Origin of the sequence: Mesorhizobium huakuii, from assembly GCF_014189455.1 — a bacterium.
Taxonomy (GTDB): Bacteria; Pseudomonadota; Alphaproteobacteria; order Rhizobiales; family Rhizobiaceae; genus Mesorhizobium; species Mesorhizobium huakuii_A.
Genome location: NZ_CP050296.1, coordinates 5,681,048 through 5,699,436, shown reverse-complemented (window position 1 = coordinate 5,699,436; position 18,389 = coordinate 5,681,048). Strand labels below are relative to the sequence as shown.

Annotated in this window: 22 protein-coding genes; 9 read left to right on the top strand and 13 right to left on the bottom strand. The window is 62.2% G+C overall.

The genetic code is table 11. From position 1 onward, the window contains the following. Positions 1–27: 27 nt before the first annotated feature. Entirely contained in the window at positions 28–1,302 is a 1,275-nt protein-coding gene (gene clpX / locus HB778_RS27540; RefSeq protein WP_023759839.1) for an ATP-dependent Clp protease ATP-binding subunit ClpX, read from the bottom strand. Between the two features lie 296 nt (positions 1,303–1,598). Then, the gene (clpP, locus tag HB778_RS27535; protein ID WP_056562366.1) at positions 1,599–2,228 is read right to left on the bottom strand and encodes an ATP-dependent Clp endopeptidase proteolytic subunit ClpP; all 630 of its coding nucleotides are present in this window, start codon (positions 2,226–2,228) and stop codon (positions 1,599–1,601) included. A gap of 337 nt (positions 2,229–2,565) precedes the next feature. Here clpP and HB778_RS27530 point away from each other — a divergent pair, with 337 nt between their 5' ends. Both HB778_RS27530 and HB778_RS27525 read left to right on the top strand, forming a co-directional pair. Next, positions 2,566–3,156: a hypothetical protein gene (locus tag HB778_RS27530; protein WP_183458524.1), complete on the top strand. Its 591-nt coding sequence runs from the start codon at positions 2,566–2,568 to the stop codon at positions 3,154–3,156. Then, a complete protein-coding gene (locus HB778_RS27525; RefSeq protein WP_183458522.1) occupies positions 3,149–3,343 on the top strand; it encodes a hypothetical protein in 195 nt (64 codons plus the stop codon). Before HB778_RS27530 ends, HB778_RS27525 begins: the two co-directional genes overlap by 8 nt. 25 nt (positions 3,344–3,368) lie before the next feature. Here HB778_RS27525 and HB778_RS27520 read toward each other — a convergent pair whose 3' ends face one another. Next, positions 3,369–4,472, bottom strand: coding sequence for an NAD(P)/FAD-dependent oxidoreductase (locus HB778_RS27520; protein WP_183458520.1), 1,104 nt, complete (start codon positions 4,470–4,472; stop codon positions 3,369–3,371). Positions 4,473–4,576: 104 nt separating this feature from the next. Here HB778_RS27520 and HB778_RS27515 point away from each other — a divergent pair, with 104 nt between their 5' ends. Beyond that, positions 4,577–5,827 (top strand): cytochrome P450, encoded by a 1,251-nt coding sequence (locus HB778_RS27515; protein WP_183458518.1) that lies wholly within the window; start codon positions 4,577–4,579, stop codon positions 5,825–5,827. A 136-nt stretch (positions 5,828–5,963) separates the two neighbouring features. Next, positions 5,964–6,923 carry a hypothetical protein gene (locus HB778_RS27510; RefSeq protein WP_244661642.1) on the top strand — a complete coding sequence of 320 codons (960 nt, stop codon included), beginning with the start codon at positions 5,964–5,966 and terminating at the stop codon, positions 6,921–6,923. A gap of 79 nt (positions 6,924–7,002) precedes the next feature. Here the strand turns inward: HB778_RS27510 and HB778_RS27505 are convergent, their stop codons facing one another. The 8 genes from HB778_RS27505 to HB778_RS27470 all read right to left on the bottom strand — a co-directional run bounded on the left by HB778_RS27505 (position 7,003) and on the right by HB778_RS27470 (position 13,248). Continuing rightward, entirely contained in the window at positions 7,003–7,788 is a 786-nt protein-coding gene (locus tag HB778_RS27505) for a glycosyltransferase family 25 protein (protein WP_183458514.1), read from the bottom strand. Between the two features lie 239 nt (positions 7,789–8,027). Then, the gene (locus tag HB778_RS27500) at positions 8,028–8,375 is read right to left on the bottom strand and encodes a cupin domain-containing protein (RefSeq protein ID WP_432421271.1); all 348 of its coding nucleotides are present in this window, start codon (positions 8,373–8,375) and stop codon (positions 8,028–8,030) included. Between the two features lie 121 nt (positions 8,376–8,496). Then, the gene (locus tag HB778_RS27495; protein ID WP_183458512.1) at positions 8,497–9,777 is read right to left on the bottom strand and encodes an O-acetylhomoserine aminocarboxypropyltransferase; all 1,281 of its coding nucleotides are present in this window, start codon (positions 9,775–9,777) and stop codon (positions 8,497–8,499) included. A gap of 160 nt (positions 9,778–9,937) precedes the next feature. Next, on the bottom strand, positions 9,938–10,459 hold the full coding sequence (locus HB778_RS27490) for a CoA-binding protein (protein ID WP_095201541.1): 522 nt from the start codon (positions 10,457–10,459) through the stop codon (positions 9,938–9,940). After that, complete coding sequence (locus HB778_RS27485; RefSeq protein ID WP_244661641.1) at positions 10,456–11,211, bottom strand: GNAT family N-acetyltransferase; 756 nt, start codon at positions 11,209–11,211, stop codon at positions 10,456–10,458. The genes HB778_RS27490 and HB778_RS27485 overlap by 4 nt, the downstream gene beginning before the upstream one ends. A gap of 8 nt (positions 11,212–11,219) precedes the next feature. Then, positions 11,220–12,002 (bottom strand): AAA family ATPase, encoded by a 783-nt coding sequence (locus HB778_RS27480; RefSeq protein ID WP_095201542.1) that lies wholly within the window; start codon positions 12,000–12,002, stop codon positions 11,220–11,222. Continuing rightward, complete coding sequence (locus HB778_RS27475) at positions 12,002–12,424, bottom strand: VOC family protein (protein ID WP_183458508.1); 423 nt, start codon at positions 12,422–12,424, stop codon at positions 12,002–12,004. Before HB778_RS27475 ends, HB778_RS27480 begins: the two co-directional genes overlap by 1 nt. A 2-nt stretch (positions 12,425–12,426) precedes the next feature. Then, entirely contained in the window at positions 12,427–13,248 is an 822-nt protein-coding gene (locus HB778_RS27470) for an enoyl-CoA hydratase (RefSeq protein WP_183458506.1), read from the bottom strand. 154 nt (positions 13,249–13,402) lie between these two features. On the opposite strand from HB778_RS27470, the gene HB778_RS27465 reads away from it, so the two are divergent. From HB778_RS27465 to rpsI, 5 genes are all read left to right on the top strand, one after another. After that, complete coding sequence (locus tag HB778_RS27465; protein WP_183458504.1) at positions 13,403–13,852, top strand: PaaI family thioesterase; 450 nt, start codon at positions 13,403–13,405, stop codon at positions 13,850–13,852. 47 nt (positions 13,853–13,899) lie between these two features. Then, on the top strand, positions 13,900–14,088 hold the full coding sequence (locus tag HB778_RS27460; protein ID WP_183458502.1) for a type II toxin-antitoxin system HicA family toxin: 189 nt from the start codon (positions 13,900–13,902) through the stop codon (positions 14,086–14,088). Between the two features lie 23 nt (positions 14,089–14,111). Further along, positions 14,112–14,510: a type II toxin-antitoxin system HicB family antitoxin gene (locus tag HB778_RS27455; protein ID WP_183458500.1), complete on the top strand. Its 399-nt coding sequence runs from the start codon at positions 14,112–14,114 to the stop codon at positions 14,508–14,510. A 257-nt stretch (positions 14,511–14,767) separates the two neighbouring features. Further along, positions 14,768–15,232 (top strand): 50S ribosomal protein L13, encoded by a 465-nt coding sequence (gene rplM, locus HB778_RS27450; RefSeq protein ID WP_010915638.1) that lies wholly within the window; start codon positions 14,768–14,770, stop codon positions 15,230–15,232. Between the two features lies 1 nt (position 15,233). Next, positions 15,234–15,716: a 30S ribosomal protein S9 gene (gene rpsI, locus HB778_RS27445; RefSeq protein WP_027042360.1), complete on the top strand. Its 483-nt coding sequence runs from the start codon at positions 15,234–15,236 to the stop codon at positions 15,714–15,716. Positions 15,717–15,779: 63 nt separating this feature from the next. Here the strand turns inward: rpsI and HB778_RS27440 are convergent, their stop codons facing one another. Beyond that, entirely contained in the window at positions 15,780–17,168 is a 1,389-nt protein-coding gene (locus HB778_RS27440) for an MFS transporter (protein WP_244661640.1), read from the bottom strand. An 81-nt stretch (positions 17,169–17,249) separates the two neighbouring features. Continuing rightward, complete coding sequence (locus HB778_RS27435) at positions 17,250–18,308, bottom strand: glycerophosphodiester phosphodiesterase family protein (protein WP_183458498.1); 1,059 nt, start codon at positions 18,306–18,308, stop codon at positions 17,250–17,252. Positions 18,309–18,389 lie beyond the last annotated feature (81 nt).

Below are 18,389 nucleotides of genomic sequence, written 5' to 3'. Positions count from 1 at the left end.
CACAAAAATATGGGGTCAGGTGCCATGTCAGGCGCTGACATTGCCCTTCTTTTCCTTCTGTTCGGAGTAGATGTAGAGCGGCCGGGCACTGCCGGTCACCACTTCCTCCGAAATCACCACTTCGCGCACGCCTTCGAGCGCGGGCAGTTCGAACATGGTGTCGAGCAGGATCGCTTCCATGATCGAACGCAGGCCGCGGGCGCCGGTCTTGCGCTCAATGGCGCGCTTGGCGATCGCCGACAGGGCATTTTCATGGAAGGTCAGGTCGACATTCTCCATCTCGAACAGCCGCTGATACTGCTTGACCAGCGCGTTCTTCGGCTCAGTCAGGATCTGGATCAGCGCCGGCTCGTCGAGGTCCTCCAGCGTCGCCAGGACCGGCAGACGGCCGACAAACTCCGGAATGAGACCGAATTTCAAGAGATCCTCGGGCTCGACCAGACGGAACACATCGCCAGTGCGGCGATCCTCAGGCGAAGCGACGATGGCGCCGAAGCCGATCGAGGTCTTTCTGCCGCGATCCGAGATGATCTTGTCCAGCCCGGCGAAGGCGCCGCCGCAGATGAACAGGATGTTGGCGGTGTCGACCTGCAGGAATTCCTGCTGCGGATGCTTCCTGCCGCCCTGCGGCGGCACGGAGGCGACCGTGCCTTCCATGATCTTCAACAGCGCCTGCTGCACGCCCTCGCCCGACACGTCGCGGGTGATCGAGGGATTGTCGGACTTGCGCGAAATCTTGTCGATCTCGTCGATGTAGACGATGCCGCGCTGGGCCCGCTCGACATTGTAGTCGGCCGACTGCAGCAGTTTCAGGATGATGTTCTCGACGTCCTCGCCGACATAACCGGCTTCGGTCAGCGTCGTGGCGTCGGCCATGGTGAAGGGCACGTCGATGATGCGGGCCAACGTCTGCGCGAGCAGCGTCTTGCCGCAACCGGTCGGGCCGATCAGCAGAATGTTGGACTTGGCCAACTCGACATCGTTGTTCTTGCCGGCATGGGCGAGGCGCTTGTAGTGGTTGTGGACGGCCACCGACAGCACGCGCTTGGCGTAGGGCTGGCCGATGACGTAGTCGTCGAGAACCTTGAGGATTTCCTGCGGTGTCGGCACGCCCTCGCGCGACTTCACCATCGAGGTTTTGTTCTCCTCGCGGATGATGTCCATGCAGAGCTCGACGCATTCGTCGCAGATGAAGACCGTCGGACCGGCGATCAGCTTGCGCACCTCATGCTGGCTTTTGCCGCAAAACGAGCAATAAAGCGTGTTCTTCGAGTCACCGCTGTTGTTGCCGACCTTGCTCATTTTCCTGTCCTTTCATGGCCGCCCGCCGATGGTCTGGCTGAAAGGGCGCATACTCTAATTTATCGCGGGAATCCGCCGCCGCCAGTGTCCCGGCTCCCGCAACGTATTCCGTACGAAACACAAATCAGAAAACGTGGCAATGATTCGCAGCAACCCCACACAAAGCTAAGCCGTCGAAAATCAACATAGCCTTAACGTAGGCAATCCCAACCGTCGAGGGAACAGCCAATTGTGGCCGAAATGCCGCAAAACACGCTAAAAGCGCGTGATGGTGTCATCCAACTGCCACCCAGCCCTTATGCCACGGCACCTTCAGCCGGCTCGCGCGACGAAATGACCTTGTCGATGAGGCCGAAATCCTTGGCTTCGTCGGCGGTCATGAAATGGTCGCGGTCGAGCGTCCGCTCAATCTCTTCGTAGCTTTTGCCGGTGTGTTTGACATAGACCTCGTTGAGACGGCGCTTCAGCTTGACGATATCCATGGCGTGGCGCTCGATGTCGGAGGCCTGGCCCTGGAAGCCGCCGGACGGCTGGTGAACCATGATACGGGCGTTCGGCGTGGCGAAGCGCATGTCCTTGTGGCCGGCGGTCAGCAGCAGCGAGCCCATCGAGGCGGCCTGGCCAATGCAGAGCGTCGATACGGCCGGCTTGATGAACTGCATGGTGTCGTAGATCGCCATGCCGGAGGTGACGACGCCGCCCGGCGAATTGATGTAAAGGTTGATTTCCTTCTTCGGGTTCTCGGCTTCGAGGAACAGGAGCTGCGCGCAGACCAGCGTCGCCATGCCGTCCTCGACCGGACCGGTGATGAAAATGATGCGCTCCTTGAGGAGGCGCGAGAAGATGTCGTAGGCCCGCTCGCCGCGATTGGTCTGTTCGACCACCATCGGAACGAGGTTCATGTAGGTTTCGACGGGGTTCTTCATCGGTTATCTCTTATCTCGCGGTGGGATTCCGGCGCCGGGATGCTGGCAGATTAGGCAGAATCGGTTCTGGATCGTTGTTCCGTAGATAGGATGCCGGCTCATCCTTGTGCAAGGCCGCCCCGTCCTAGCCATCTGGGTAAGTCGAATCAAGCTTTACGGCCAAGGATTCGCATCGCGGACGCCAGCGCCGACCAGGAACAGGCGTGACCGGTCCGCAACGTAGCAATTTCTTAACCGCGTCACTTAACGAAATGCGGCAAAACCGCTTTTCTCAGCGGCAGCTTCCCCTACAATTCAACGTTGAACTTGTGTGCAAGGTTCAAACAGGGGGAGTGTCATGTTCAGGAGAAGCGCATCCTTCGCCCTTGCCGGGCTGGCTATGCTCGGCACGACTTCTCAGACGGCGGCCGGCGGCCGTGCCGTGGAATGTTACGAACCGGTCCGTACACCTGCCGTCTACGACACCGTCTACGAAGACGTGATGGTCAATCCGCCCGGCCAGCAGGTCGACTATACACCGCCCATCTACGGCACGCGCGAACGCGTGGTGATGACCATTCCGGCACAGGTGAGCTACGAGGTCGTGCCCGCCATCACTCGCACCGTCTATCATACGGTGCGAGTCGACGGCGGCGGCTATTCCTGGGAATGGCGCGTCATCCACGGCCGCAAGGTGCTGTGCAAGATCTGGCACAAGGCCCGTTATGAACGCGTCGCCGAGACGGTGGTTATCCAGCCTGAACGCACGCGGCGCGTCGTCATTCCGGCGCAATACGACCGGATCGCCGAGGAAGTGCTGATACAGCCCGAGCAAAGACGCATCATCGACGTTCCGGCCTCCTACCAGACCGTCGCGCGGCGCGTGGTGGTCAGGGAAGGGTCGTCAGGCTGGCGGCGCGTGCATATTCCCAGGCATTGCAATGGATAGCCTCGGCTGGGTCGTCATCGCTTTCGGTGTTGCAGCAGCTTATGTCTTGTTGCGGTACGATCTGTATGACGCGGCCGTGCTTAAGTGGAAAACCGTGTCTGGATCCGAAGTATACTATGCCTATGCGGCGTTCTTCGTTTTTCTGACGATCGCCGGGGTAGCGCTTTTCTTTTACCCTGTTGGCTAGCGAAGTGTGCTGACGGGGCTATAGCTCAGGCCACCTCTGCCCGCAGCCATGCCTTCAGCCCCGCGACGTCGCCGTCGCCGACGGCCGCCGCAACACGCCTGCCGACCGCCGCGCCGAACTTGTAGCCGTGGCCGGAACAGGCCGAGACGATCAGGCACTTGCCCTTCTCGTGCGCCATGAATTTCTCGTCGGCGGTGAAGGTGTAGGCGCAGGTGACCACTTCGGTCACCTCATATTCCTCGATGCGGGCGATGGGCGGCGAAAACAGGTTGCGGATTGCCTCGCCCTCACCCGGCACCGGCTGACGGTTCCAGTCGGCGTCGCTGGTCGGGACCCGGTGAAGGCCTGACCCGAATTTCATGCCGGCGCCGCCGGAGGGCGGAATCGCATAACCGTCGACCGAACCGCCAATGTCGAGGACGACCGGTGCGGCTTGCCAGACGGCCTTGAGGTCCGCTGGCGGTTCGACATAGGCGAGCGCAGTCCGATAGGTCTTCAACTCACCGTCGAGTTCCGGAAAGAGTTTCAGCACCCAGGCGCCGGCGGCAACGACGATGCGGTCGGCCTGCATGGTTTCGCCGCTTTCCAGCACGATATGGCCGGCCTCGGCATCGATTTTCGTTACTTTGCTGTGTTCATAGACATTGGCGCCGCTGGCGCGCAGCCACTTTGCCAGGCCGGGGGCGATCTTGCGGCAATGCAGCGCGCCGCCCTCGGTCGAGAAATAAGCATAGCGGAACGAGCCGGCTTGCAAAAACGGCCAGCGTTTCACGGCCGCGTCCGGTTCCAGCAATTCAAAGGGGAAATTCCCCTCTTCCAGACCCTCGCGGTACTCCTCTGCCTCGTCGCCCGGCTTACGCGAAATACAGACGAACCCGCGCGCATCGAGATGGCTTTCACCGAGATCGGCCCACATCTCGTCCCAGGCCTGATAGGCCTCGGTGATCAGCCTTCCATAGCCGCTTCCGGCCCGGTAGGCGCGGCGGATGACCCGATGATGGTCGCCCGATGCCGCCAACGGATTGGGGATCGGCCCCTGCTCGACGATGGAAACGCTGTGGCCGGCCTTGACCAGCGACCATGCCGTGGAGAGACCGGCAATCCCCGCGCCGACGACGATCACATTCATCCGCTCAGACCTTCCGCAGCCGCACCGGCTGGCTCAACTCATGGGGTATCGCGCGCCAACGTACGGTCTGGAATGAGGCTGGCAAGCCGCGCTATGGGTCTGGCATGACCAAATCGACGCTCCCTTACCTCGCCCTTGATCCAGCCACCCGGCGCCTCAGGCTCGACCCGCACGAGCCGGCTTTCTTCCTGAATCCGTACGAGGCCTATGCCTCTCTGCATGGCGTCTCGAATGCCTTCTTCTGGGAGGAATTCGGATTCTGGTGCTTTGGCGGCTTCGACGATGTCAACCGGCTGCTGCGCGACCGCCGCTTCGGCCGCCAGAACCCCGCCGGCATTCCCGACAGCCGCGGCGTCGGCCAGGATCGCAGCCATCTCAAGGCCTTCGACGGCATTGAAGCCAACTCCATGCTCGAACTGGAACCGCCGGTGCACACGCGGCTGAGAACACTGGTCAACCGCGCCTTCGTCTCGCGCCAGGTCGAGCGGCTGCGACCGCGGGTCGAGGCGCTCGCCAACGAGTTGATCGACCGTTTTGATCCGACCGGACCGGTCGACCTCTTGCCCGCCTTCGCGGCGCCGTTGCCGATCACCATTATTGCCGAAATGCTCGGCGTGCCGGTGGAGATGGGGCCGCAACTGCTCGACTGGTCCCATCAAATGGTCGCCATGTACATCCATGGGCGCACGCGCGAGACCGAAGAGACGGCCAATCGCGCAGCGGGCGAATTCGCCGCTTTCCTGCGCGGTTACGTCACCGAGCGGCGCAAGAACCCTGGCGACGACCTGCTGTCGCTGCTGATCTCGGCGCAGGAGGACGGCCAGAGGCTGACCGAGGATGAGATGGTGTCCTCGGCCATCCTGCTGCTCAATGCCGGCCATGAAGCGACCGTGCACCAGACAGGCAATGCGGTGCGCTCGATCCTGGCGCAAGGCGGTGATCCCAGCCGCTTCTTCACCTCGGCGGAAACGACCGCAGCAACCGTCGAGGAATGCCTGCGTTTCGACGCGCCGCTGCATATGTTCATGCGCTACGCCTATCAGGAGATTGAGATTGCGCCCGGAATCGTCGTGCAGCCGGGACAGACGATCGGGCTCCTGCTTGGCATGGCCAATCAAGATCCACGCGCCTTTGCCGAACCGCAGGCTTTCCGGCCTGATAGGACCGACCAGAAGAACGTCTCCTTCGGCGCCGGCATCCATTTTTGCATCGGCGCGCCGCTGGCGCGGCTCGAATTGCAGGTGTCGCTGAAGACTTTGTTCGAACGGCATCCGGAACTGCATCTTGCCGAAAGCCCGCGCTTCCGCGACACTTACCACTTCCATGGGCTGGAAACGCTCGCCGTCGGCTTCTGAACGATCGCGGGCCCAGGGCTGCGCGATGAGACTGTCTTGGAGACCGGCGACGGCGTTCGCATTGGCGTTGCTATGCGCTTGCCTGGGGGTCGCACGCGCCCAGCAACAGCCGGAAAACATCCCTTGGGAAAACAGCATGGCCATCGCCCAGAAAATGGCGATGGGGCTTCTGGAACGGCAGACCGGATCGAAAGGCCTGCCGCTGGCCTCCTTTGCCATCGAGGTCGATCTCAATCTCGACGGCTTGCCTGAAATCTTCGCCTACCGCTACGCGCCGGGCTGCGACGGCATCAAATGCGGCAACTTCCTGTTCGTCCTGGAAGGTGACAGCTATCATGAGGTTTTGGGCGACATTCCTGGCGCGCGGCTGGTGCCGCAGGACAAGATCGCGCTCAGCCCCTTCAAGCGAAACGGCTTTTTCGACATCCAGTCCGACACGATGACGATCGGCTGGAATGGTACACGCTATGTCGACGTTTCCACCTTTCCAGCTTCGACGCTCGATGGCGCCGCCTTCGTGGCCGCCTGCCAGAAAAGCAAGTTGGGCGAGCAGCCGGCCGAGGGCGAAGCGGAACAGGCGGCCACGGCATGCCAATGCCAGTTCAACCGATTTCAGGTCGTCGGCTTCAAACAGGCCGACCTTGACGCCTATACGGCTTCGATTGCCGGGCAGGAAGTCGAGTATCCAATAGGCGACAAGGAGGATGCCTGGCTCGCTTTGTCGAAAAGTGCCCAGGACGTCGCCACAGGCTGCGATGTCGCGAGCGGCAAAAGCCAATGGCCGCCTGCCTATTTCGATCATGGCGATAAGCCGCAGCAGAAGCTGAACTTCGGCGCCTTTCTCGATGCCGGCCCGGCGCAGGATTTCATCCTGACCAACCACAGGACCGGCTCGCCCGATCGTGCGCTCAGCCTGTGCGGCTGTCTTGCCCGTGAAATTCCGACCTATGGTGTCAGCCAGGAGGGGCTCGACCTCCTGGCGCAATATTATCGCAACGAGATCTCCGACGCCGATATCGAGGCACAGGACGCCGATCTGCTAACCGCACACGACAAGGCATCGGAAGCCTGTCTTAGCCAGTTTCCGGCGAAGTAGACCTGCGGAAATCAGGCGTCCCAATCACCTGAAACGAGCTCGCATCGACGCTCGTTTGGCGATCCCCTCCGGGAGGCGCTTATGCCAATGCCGGGATCGGGTTGGGGTCGATGTCGGCTTGCATCGCCAGCGGAAAACGCAGCGGCACGGCGTCGACCTTCTGCGTCGCGAAAAAGTTCCTGTTTCGAAGACGCGCCAGGGCGCGCGTCGCCTCTGCCTGGATCCTGTCAAGGATACGCTTGTTTCTGGGCGGCGGCGGAGCGAACTGAATCAAGGTTGCAGGGCCGCCGTTCTCCGCAACGAACTGGGCCTGGGCGCAGAGCGCGGGCATCAGCTGGTAGGTCGTGCTGCGCGCGGTCGTCATCTCGGTTGGACTGAAGAGCACGAAATCGACCGTTGCCTTAAGGCGCCTGGTGCTCTTGAGCAGCTTCTGTGCGGCCTTCTTCGAAAGAATATAGCCGCATGCGCCCATATGTTGCCCGAACAGCCGCGTTGCGGAGTATCCATTCTTGACGGGGACATGCCGGCCCCCGAGCCTCACCGGAACAAAGAATGTTTCGAGCTTGACCACGTCCGCATCTCGCGGAATCCAGCTGTCATCGGCCAGCATGGGTCCGGCGTCGTGGCTGAAGACGACATCATCCTCGAAGACGACGCCGTACCGATCGGGGCCGTCCGCGATGATTTGCCAGCAGAGACGATGGCTGAGAAAGCAGCAGACTTCCGCCTCGGTGAGCGGAGGGGCGATGACAGGAGCCCCAGTGGCCGCATCGATCGCCGCAACACGCTCGAAAGGAATTCCAATGCGGGCAAATTCTGCCGTGACTTCCGCGAGCCGATCGGCTGATCGGTCAAGATTGATCACCAAACACTTCACTGTCGTCCTCGAGGCATGAAAGCTGTTGGCGATCTCTACTTCGTGTCTCCGCTTTGGTCGGGAAGTTCACCGGTAGTCATTGTCGCCTGTCGACGTCCCTATAAGAGCGCGCTAAACGGCAGTCAACTTTGGGTGGCTGCCGAATGCTTGTGGCCGCAGAGCCAGATGCCCGGTACGGATTTTCCGATAGCGATATAGACCGCATCGTCTGATCCCGCCCCGGGCGCCTACAGCTTGATCACATACTCCTTGCGGGTCGTTTCAAGCACTTCCCAGCTGCCCTTGAAGCCCGGCCTCAGCACGAAACTGTCGCCCGCGCGTACGGTGCGCGCTTCGCCGCCGTCTTCCGCGATCACCGAAACGCCGGACAGGATGTGGCAGAATTCCCATTCGTCATAGACGATGCGCCATTTGCCGGGGGTCGATTCCCAGATGCCGGCATAGAGGCCGCCATCCCGCTCCTCGACGTTCCAGGTGCGGAATTTCGGATCACCCGAGATCAGCCGGTCCGGCGTCGGCGCGCCGGAATCGGGTTCGATGCCGTCAGTCGATATTGTCAGGTAATGCGCGGACAGGATTTGCCTCCAACAGTGAGTAGTGAGTAGTGAGTAGTGAGTAAGCACTCCGCCAACGCGCGATTAACTACTCACTAATCACTACTGACTACTCACTCACTTCTCACTACTGCCCAAGAAATCAGACCTTGGCGAGCGCCTGTTCGAGGTCGGCGACGATGTCGGTGACATCCTCGATGCCGATCGAAAGCCGCACGGTGTCCGGGCCGGCTCCAGCCTTGACCTTCTGCTCGTCGGAAAGCTGGCGATGCGTGGTCGAGGCCGGGTGGATGACCAGCGACTTGGTGTCGCCGACATTGGCCAGATGCGAGAACAGTTCCAGCGCCTCGACGAATTTGACGCCGGCCTCATAGCCGCCCTTCAAGCCGAAAGTGAACACGGCGCCTGCGCCGAGCGGCGAGTATTTCTTCTGCAGCGCGTTGTTCTTGTCGCTGGGCAGGCCGGGATAGTTCACCCAGGCGACCTTGGGGTGGTTGGACAGCCAGCCGGCGACGGTGACCGCATTGTCGCAATGACGCTGCATGCGCAGCGGCAAGGTTTCCAGGCCGGTCAGGATGAGGAAGGCGTTGAACGGCGATATCGCCGGGCCGAGGTCGCGCAGGCCAAGCACGCGCGCGGCAATGGCGAAAGCGAAATTGCCGAAGGTCTCGTGCAGGATGAGGCCGCCATATTCGGGACGCGGTTCCGACAGCATCGGGTATTTGCCCGACTTCGACCAGTCGAAGGTGCCGCCGTCGACGATGACGCCGCCGATCGAATTGCCATGGCCGCCGATGAACTTGGTCAGCGAATGGACGACAATGTCGGCGCCGTGCTCGATCGGCCGGATCAGGTACGGCGAGGCCAGCGTGTTGTCGACGATCAGCGGCAGGCCGTGCTTGCGGGCGATATCGCCGATCTTCTCGATGTCGACGAAGGTGCCGCCCGGATTGGCCAGGCTCTCGATGAAGATCGCCTTGGTCCTGTCGTCGATCTGGCTTTCGAAGGTCGAGACGTCGTTGGTGTCGGCCCAGCGCACCTCCCAGCCATAATTCTTGAAGGCATGGCCGAACTGGTTGATCGAGCCGCCATAAAGCCTTGTCGCGGCAACGAAATTGTCGCCCGGCTGCATCAGATTGTGGAACACGATGACCTGCGCGGCATGGCCGGATGCGACCGCAAGGGCAGCCGTGCCGCCCTCAAGTGCCGCGACGCGCTCTTCAAGTACGGCCTGCGTCGGGTTCATGATGCGGGTGTAGATGTTGCCGAAGGCCTTCAGGCCGAACAGCGAGGCGGCGTGGTCGGCATCGTCGAAGACGAAGGAGGTCGTCTGGTAGATCGGCGTGGCGCGCGCGCCGGTGGCCGGATCGGGCTTGGCGCCGGCATGGACGGCGAGCGTGTTGAAACCGGGCGTACGGGTCACTGAAAACCTCCCTCAAGAACCTTCTGAAATTCGCCGGGCATTTTTGGCGAAGCCCGGCTCGGAATGCAAAGAAGAAAATACCCTTCGGCGTGGGACCTTCGACCAAGCTGCAGGGAAATACGGCGCTAGCCGGAATAATTTTGCGCTTCTCTCCCGCTACCTATTTCTGCCGTACGCCAAAGCTCTGGAAGCCCTGGCGCATCAGCGGCTTCTTCGACGACAGGACGCCTGAATTGACGCCGGTCCAGCCGATCTCGCCGGACAGCTTGCCGTACTCGATCTTGGGGCAGCGGTTCATCACCACCTTGATGCCGGCCGCCTCGGCGCGTGCGGCGGCCTCGTCATGGCGCACGCCAAGCTGCATCCAGACGACTTTCGGCAAGGGATCGAGCCGCAACACCTCGTCGATGATGCCGGGCACGGCCGATGCGGCGCGAAAAATGTCGACCATGTCGATCGGCTCCGGAATATCGGCCAGCCTGGCATAGGTCATTCGGCCGAGGATCTCCTTGCCGGCCTGGCCAGGATTGATCGGTATCACCGAAAAGCCCTTGGCCAGCAGGTATTTCAGCACGAAATAGCTCGGCCTGACGTCATTGGCCGACGCGCCGACCATGGCGATGGTCTTCACCGAATTGAGGATGCCGCCTATGTAGGTGTTGTCGTAGGCATCGTGGTTCATGCGGCAATCGCCTTCCTGCGGTAGTGGTAACGGTAGAGTTCGCGGCTGAAGCCGAGTGAGGCGTAAAGCGCGCGAGCCGGCGTGTTGTCGGCGACGACCTGTAGACATGCCGCCGACGCACCTGCCCGCCATGCCCAATCGATCAGGCCGCCAACCGTTCTGCGGCCCAAGCCCTGCAGCCTGAACCTGGCATCGGTTTCGACCGACTCCACCACAAGCAGCCCATCGCGGATGACGCCATAGGCCAAGGCGGCAATTTCATTGTCGCGCTCGCACGACACGAACGCCTTGTCATCGGCGATCAGCCCGGTCATGGCGCGAAAGACGCGGCGGTCGGTGTCGTCATAGGCGCCCATGCGAAACCGCGCCGCGAACCAGTCCTCGCCTGGCATCGGCGAAACCGTGACATGTTCGTCGCGAACCTCCGCCAGATCGTCGATTCCCGCATGGAGATGGATCGTTCCGCCTTCCAACTGGTAGCCGCGGCCGACGAGCGCGGCTTCGAGCTCGTTGGCGATATCGGGCACGCGAAACAGCGGCGTCTGGCCGTGACCGGCATAAAAGGCCTCGGCAGCATCGATCACCGCGTCAGGCGCGCCGCGCCTGCCACGCAAGGGATTGACGGAATTGGCGCGTCGGATCCTGCCGCCCGAACGTCTCAGCAGCCAACCGTCGACGACCGTCTCGATCGCCGCCGGCCAGGCGCCGCGGCACGCCTCTTCCATCCGCCAATTGAGATCGTCGTCAGTCATGCGCACCGTCACGCGTCGTCTTCCCGCAGCGCTTCCTCCATAAACATGTCAGGATCGCTACAGAAGTCGCGCATCATGCGAAAATGATCGGTGTCGGTGAAATCGGTGGGGTCGAGGCCGAAACGGCTGATGCGGAACAGCCGCGCACCGGGACACGCCATCAACAGCGGCGAATGCGTCGCCATGATCACCTGCGCGGTGCCCGACTGGTCCATGCGCCGCAGCATCTTCAGCAGTTCGATCTGGCGCGATGGAGACAGCGCGCTCTCGGGCTCGTCGAGGATGTAGATGCCTTGCCTGCGGCAGCGCTCCTCGAAGAAACGGATGAACCCCTCGCCATGCGACCACGACAGGAAATCCGGCGGCGGCGGTTTGAACGGGTCTTCCAGCGCTGCCTGGTCGAGGTAGCGGGCCACCGAATAGAAGGACTCGGCACGAAAGAACCAGCCGGCGGTGACTTTCGGCAGCCAGTGGCCACGGAATGTGTTTGCCAGCGCGGCGCCACTCTTGTCGATGGCGCTGGAATGGTCGACTGGCCGATAGCCCTTGCCGCCGCCGGCCTCGTCATAGCCGGCCAGCGCGCCGATCGCCTCGAGAAGCGTGGATTTGCCGGTGCCGTTCTCGCCGACGATGATGGTGATCGGCGTGGTGAATTCGAGTTCGAATTCACGGCCGCGAAAGAGCGGCAGGTTCCAGGGGTATTTTTCCCAGTCGGACACCCGCTCCGGATCGAGCAGGATGCGTTTGAGATAGGGCGCCTTGAGCCGCGTCAGCTGCTTGCGGTAGGCCATCACCCGGGCAGCGAAATCGTGCCGTCTTCCGCGATCGGAAAGGCCGGATTGTGCGCCACTTCCCAGACATGGCCGTCGGCATCGGCGAAATAGCCGTACCAGCCGCCCCAGAAGGCGCGACCGGCCGGCTTGACGATGCGGCCGCCGGCCTTCTCGGCCATGGCGAGCACCTCGTCGACTTCGGCATCGGAGCGGGTGTTGTAGGCGAGATAGAGGGCGGAAGGCGCCTTGGCGAAGGCAAGCCCCGCATCCTCCTCGGCGCTGGCGCGCGGAAACAGGCCGAGAATGGCGCCACCCATCTGGAAGAAGGCGACACCGTCGGTGATGCCGGCATGCCGTTTCAGGCCCATTGCCTCGTAGAAACGCACCGCGCGATCGAGATCGTCCGTCGCGATCGTGACGATGGAGATTCGTGGTTCCACGACTACTCGTCCGTCCATTCCGGCTTGCGCTTGCCGATGAAGGCGCCGATGCCCTCCTCCGCGTCGCGCGCCAGCATGTTCTCGACCATGACGCGGCCGGTATAGGCATAGGCATCCGCCAGCCCCATTTCGGCCTGCGCGTAAAAGGCCTCCTTACCGGTCTTCACCACCAAAGATGATTTGGAAGCAATGGTTTGCGCGTATTTGGTGACAATCTGATTCAGATATTCGCGCGGCACGACGCGGTTGACCAGGCCGAACTCCTTGGCCGTTGCCGCGTCGATCGTCTCGCCGGTCAGGAGCATTTCCATCGCCTGCTTGCGCGAGACGTTGCGCGACAGCGCCACCATCGGCGTCGAGCAGAACAGGCCGATGTTGACCCCCGGCGTGCAGAAGGTCGCCTCATGCGAGGCGATCGCCAGGTCACAGCTTGCGACCAGCTGAAGCCCGGCGGCGGTGGCGAGACCGTCGACTTCGGCGATGACAGGCAAGGGATGGCGCACGATCGCCTGCATCAGCGCGGCACAAGCGGCAAACGTCTCTTCGAAGAAGGCCTTGCCACGATCGGCATCGGCACGGCGCGCGGTCATTTCCTTGAGATCATGGCCGGCGCAGAACACTTTTCCGGCCGCCGACAGGACGATGACGCGAACAGCCTTGTTGTCCTTGGCGGTCTCAAGTTCCGCCGTCAGCGCCGCCATCACCGCCAGGGAAAGAGCGTTGGCGGGCGGATTGGCGAGCGTGAGACGCAGCACGCCCTTGTCCAGTTGTGCGACAACCGGACCTTCAACAGGAGCAGGCTTGATGGCAAGGATTTCGGCCATGGCTAAGGTCTCCACGATTCCGGTCGGGCTGGCAGACTATCTAATATCGGATCGGCTTTCATCCAACACCCATCGCTTGCGCCAGAGGATCGAAGGTGTTGCCAGGAACGCCCTGCCGCGCTCATACAGGTCTGGCGCAGAATGAGAGACCGACATGCCCGCCCAGACCAATCTCAAACCGGTGCTGACCGCGGCACAAGTCAATGTGCTGATGGAAACCGTCTATCCGCAACTCAACGAGCAGTTCAAATATTACGAGGCGATCGACGTTTTCCCGGGCGGCTGCACCGTGCGGCTCAATGCCGGCGAGCGGCATTTGCGCCCCGGTGGAACCGTGTCCGGTCCGTCGCTGTTCACGCTGGCCGACATTGGTGGCTATGTCTGCGTGCTCTCCCATGCCGGACCGGACGCGCTCTCGGTTACGGTGAACCTCGACATCAACTTCGTCCGCAAGGCCGAGGCCGGGCCGATCGATGGCCATTGCCGCATCCTGAAGCTGGGAAAGAGCCTGATGGTGTTCGACATCGACATCGTCGCCGGTGCGGACGGACACACGATCGCGCATGCCACGGGCACCTATTCGATCCCGCCGAAGCGGGTGTGATCATTGAACTTCCGGGCAATGTGTATATATATGCGCATAGGTGACTTTTGCTTGAGCGTGACAGCCGTAAGATCATAAAGCGCCTCAAGGAGGACGGGTTCGAGCTGATTTCGATACGCGGCTCGCACCACAAATTCCGGAAGGGCGAGATCGTGTTGATTGTTCCGCATCCCGAAAAAGACCTGCCCACTGGCACTGCTCGTGCGATCGCCAAGCAAGCTGGTTGGATCGGATAGGCGGAGTTGCGCCGGAGACCTTAATGAAGAACTATTTCGCCTTGGTCGAGAAAGACCCCGACAGCGCGTTCGGTATTCGCTTTCCCGACATTCCCGGCTGTTTTTCGGCCGCGGATACGGCCGAAGACATCGTACCCAATGCGGTTGAAGCCTTGCAATTGTGGGCGGAGGATATGCCGGTTCCAAAGCCGTCCAGCCACGAAGCGATTGTCGCCCTCCCCGACATACGCACCGCGCTTGCCGAAGGCGGCTATCTGGTCTCGGTGCCGCTCATCGACAATGACAGCGCGGTCGTGAGGGCGAATGTGACTTTCGAACGTGGCGTCCTGCGGGCGATCGACGCAGCGGCACGGGAGCGTGGCATTACGCGATCAGCATTCCTTTCCAGCGCGGCTCGCAAGGAAATCGAGGCAAAGCACTGAGATCACCCCAAACAAGCAATCGTTGATCGATGTGGTAAAATAATACCTTTTGTTCAACCCATTGTTTTTGCTTAATTTTTGCAGGCATCTGCTTTTTCCCGCGCCTTGACGCAACAACCGCCCTCGCCTATAAGCCCTCACGAAGCAGCGGCCCGCAAAGGTCGCCGTTTTGTTATTGGCGGCGGGCAAGCGCTTATCGCCAATCCAAGCAACAAGAAACGCCTTCCCTTTGAAGGTCAGAACCGAGAGCAGAAAACATGACAACCTTTTCGCAGAAGCCTGCGGATGTGGTGAAGAAGTGGATCCTGATCGACGCCGAGGGTCTCGTCGTCGGCCGTCTCGCCACTGTCATCGCCAATCATCTTCGCGGCAAGCACAAGCCGACCTTCACCCCGCATGTCGACGACGGCGACAATGTCATCGTCATCAATGCCGACAAGGTGGTGTTCACCGGCAAGAAATTCACCGACAAGGTCTATTACTGGCACACCGGCCACCCCGGCGGCATCAAGGAGCGCACGGCGCGCCAGCTGCTCGAGGGCCGTTTCCCCGAGCGTGTCGTCGAGAAGGCCGTTGAGCGCATGGTCCCGCGTGGCCCGCTCGGCCGTCGCCAGATGAAGAACCTGCGCGTCTATGCAGGCGCAGAGCATCCGCATGTCGCCCAGCAGCCAGAAGTCCTCGACGTGGCCAAGCTGAATTCCAAGAACAAGAAGGTCGCATAAGATGGCTGAGCTTTCCTCGCTCGCAGAACTGGGCGCCGCCACCGGCAACACGAACACCCAGCCGGCAGCCCCCGTCCACGTCCAGAAGCTCGACAAGTCGGGCCGCGCCTATGCCACCGGCAAGCGCAAGAACGCCATTGCACGCGTCTGGGTGAAGCCGGGTTCCGGCAAGATCGTCGTCAACGACAAGGAATTCGCGACCTATTTCGCGCGTCCGGTCCTGCAGATGATCCTCAACCAGCCGATCATCGCCTCCAACCGTGCCGGCCAGTACGACATCGTCGCCACAGTTGTCGGCGGCGGCCTCTCCGGCCAGGCCGGTGCGGTCCGTCACGGCATCTCCAAGGCGCTGACCTACTACGAGCCGGCACTGCGCGCCGTGCTCAAGAAGGGCGGCTTCCTGACCCGCGACAGCCGCGTCGTCGAGCGCAAGAAGTACGGCAAGGCGAAAGCCCGCCGCAGCTTCCAGTTCTCGAAGCGCTAAGCGCTCCGCAGTTTTGGACAATCGAAAGGCCGCCTCCGGGCGGCCTTTTTGCATTGCGCATCCCTATCCGGCGGAATGGTCGGCGGCGCGGATGAACAGGAAGGCGCAGAGCGCCGAGAACGCCACGGCGAGCGTGGAGGCGAGGAAAGCAATCTGCATGCCCTGGATCGTGCCCAGCGCCAAAGCTGAGCCGAACAACGCGACGCCGATCGCCCCGCCCGACTGCCGCACGGTGTTGAGCACGCCCGAGGCTGTTCCCGACATCGTCGTCGGCACGGACGACAACAGCGCCGTGGTCATGGCAGGAACGGCGAGACCAATGCCGACCGGCAGGAACAGCAGCCGCCACAGCAGCGACAGATAGGACGTGTCGGCCTGGATCAGCGCCATCAGGCCGAAACCGGCCGCGCCAATGAGCAGACCGATCGTCATCGGCAAGCGTGAGCCATAATTTGCCGCGATGCGTCCCGCGGCGACATTCGACACGGTGACCGCCGCCATGAAGGGCAGGAAGGCGAGCCCTGTCATCTCGGGCGAAAAATGCCTTTCCTTCTGGAAGTAGAGACTGAGCATGAAGATCGTGCCGTAGAGCGTCAGGTTGACCGCCAGCCCTACGAGGCTCGTTACAGCCGGGATGCGACTGGCAAACAGCTTTAGCGGAAACATCGGCGCCTTGCTCCGGCTCTCGACCAACAGGAACAGGCTTCCGGCCACCACCGCCAAGATCAATCCGCCAATAACCGGCAAGGAAGTCCAGCCCGACGAGCCTGTTTCGATGAAGGCGCCGGTCAGCGAAAACAGCGTCAGCACGACAAGCCCCTGCCCGGCCCAGTCGATCGGCGGCTTCTCGGCCTTGGGCGCCGTCTCCGGCAGAAACCGGTAGGCCATCCAGATGGCGAGAGCGCCGATGGGCAGGTTGACCAGAAAAATGCTGGCCCAGCCGAGCGACGCGACCATGAAGCCGCCGAGCACCGGCCCGGCCGACAGCGCGATGCCGCCCGCGGCCGTCCACAGGCCGACGGCGCGTGCCCGGCGTGGCTTGTCGGAGGCATAGGCGCGGTTGAGCAGCGCCAGCGAACACGGCATCAGCAGCGCAGCTCCCGCGCCCTGCACGGCGCGCGCCGCGATCAGCACCCAAGGGCTCTGCGCCAGGCCACAGACCAGAGAAGCTAAGCTGAACAATGCCATACCACCGACGAACACGCGGCGGGCGCCGATCCTGTCGCCGAGCGCGCCGCCGGCAAGCAGCAGCGAAGCAAAGGCCAGCGTGTAGGCATCGACCACCCATTGCAGGCCGCCTATGCCCATCGAAAGTGCGGCGCCGATCCTGTTCAGCGCAACATTGACGATGGAGACATCGAGCTGCACCACGACGAAACCGAGACTGGTCGCGGCGACGGTGGCGGCATAGGCGGCGCGGGGCTTGAAAACGATGGTGTCGGACATGCCCATGGGTAACGGTTTGTCGCTGACACCGTTCCGTCAGGAGAGGCCAGCCTGCGACAACCAGGTGGGGATGCCGATCTCGGCAAATCAATTGATGCTGGCGGTCGCGGCAGGCTCGATGCGTTCGCCGGTCCCGGCATAGGGCACGCGATAGCCGTTTGCCGCCAGCCAGTCGATGGCCGCCTTCGGCTCGTCGGTCTGAATGATGGTGGCGCCGCGATCGGCCCAGAAACCCCAGGCTTCGCGCGGCAGGCTGGCCTGCACCGCCAGTTCGTCGCCACGGCCGCCGGCCAGGAAACCGCCCGGCTTGTTGACGATGGCGTAGGTGTCGGCCCAGATGTGCCAGTTGCCCCGCACCGCGGCCGCGCGCATGCGCGTGCTGAACAGCGCTCCACCGGTCTCGGTCAGCGTTTCGGCGCCCGCCCGCCAGTTGATCAGCTCGATCGCGCGCGGTGAGAAAGCATGGTCGACGGTCTCGGCAAAACCGGCATCATGCACCGCGTCATCGGCGATGATCGGCATGAACTGGATGCCGCCGCCGATAGCGGCCATGGCCGCCTTTACCGTGGCAATCCTGGTCTGGTTCCAGAGGTTCTCCTTGACGATGACCTGGTCGGCCATGCCGAGATCGCGCGCCACCGCGATCATGCCTAGCAGGTCGCCGACTTCGAGCTTGTTGTCGAGATTGATGAGGATCCGGTCCCTGGTCGCCAGCAGCATCTCGCGCAGCGTCGAAACCCTCTCGTCGGTGACGGCGTGGGTGCCCTCGACCACCAGCCGGCAGGCCTTCAGTTCGGCCAGCGTGTATTTGATGACCTCGCCCTTGCAGGTCGTGGTGCGGTCGAGCCAGCTGTCGTGCATGACGACGAATTCGTTGTCCTTCGAGCGCCTGATGTCGACCTCGACAATCTCTGCGCCCATGGCGATCGAGCCTTCGACGGCAGCAAGTGAATTTTCCGCGTAAAGCGTCTTGCCGGCCTGCATGCTGCCGGCGCGATGCGCGGCCACCATGACATGGTCGCGCCACTGGTTGGCGTGTTCGAAGCGGTCGAGGATCTGTCTGGCGCCGCTTTCGCCAGCCAAGGCCTGACCGGATGCGACCGCAAGGGCCGTGGAAAGCAGAAGGCTTAGCCAGATCGTCCGCATCGAGAATCGCTCCTTGCCGGATCGAAGCCGGGATAGGCGATGCCCGTGACATCCAGGTGAACGAAGCCGGCTAGCGAATGG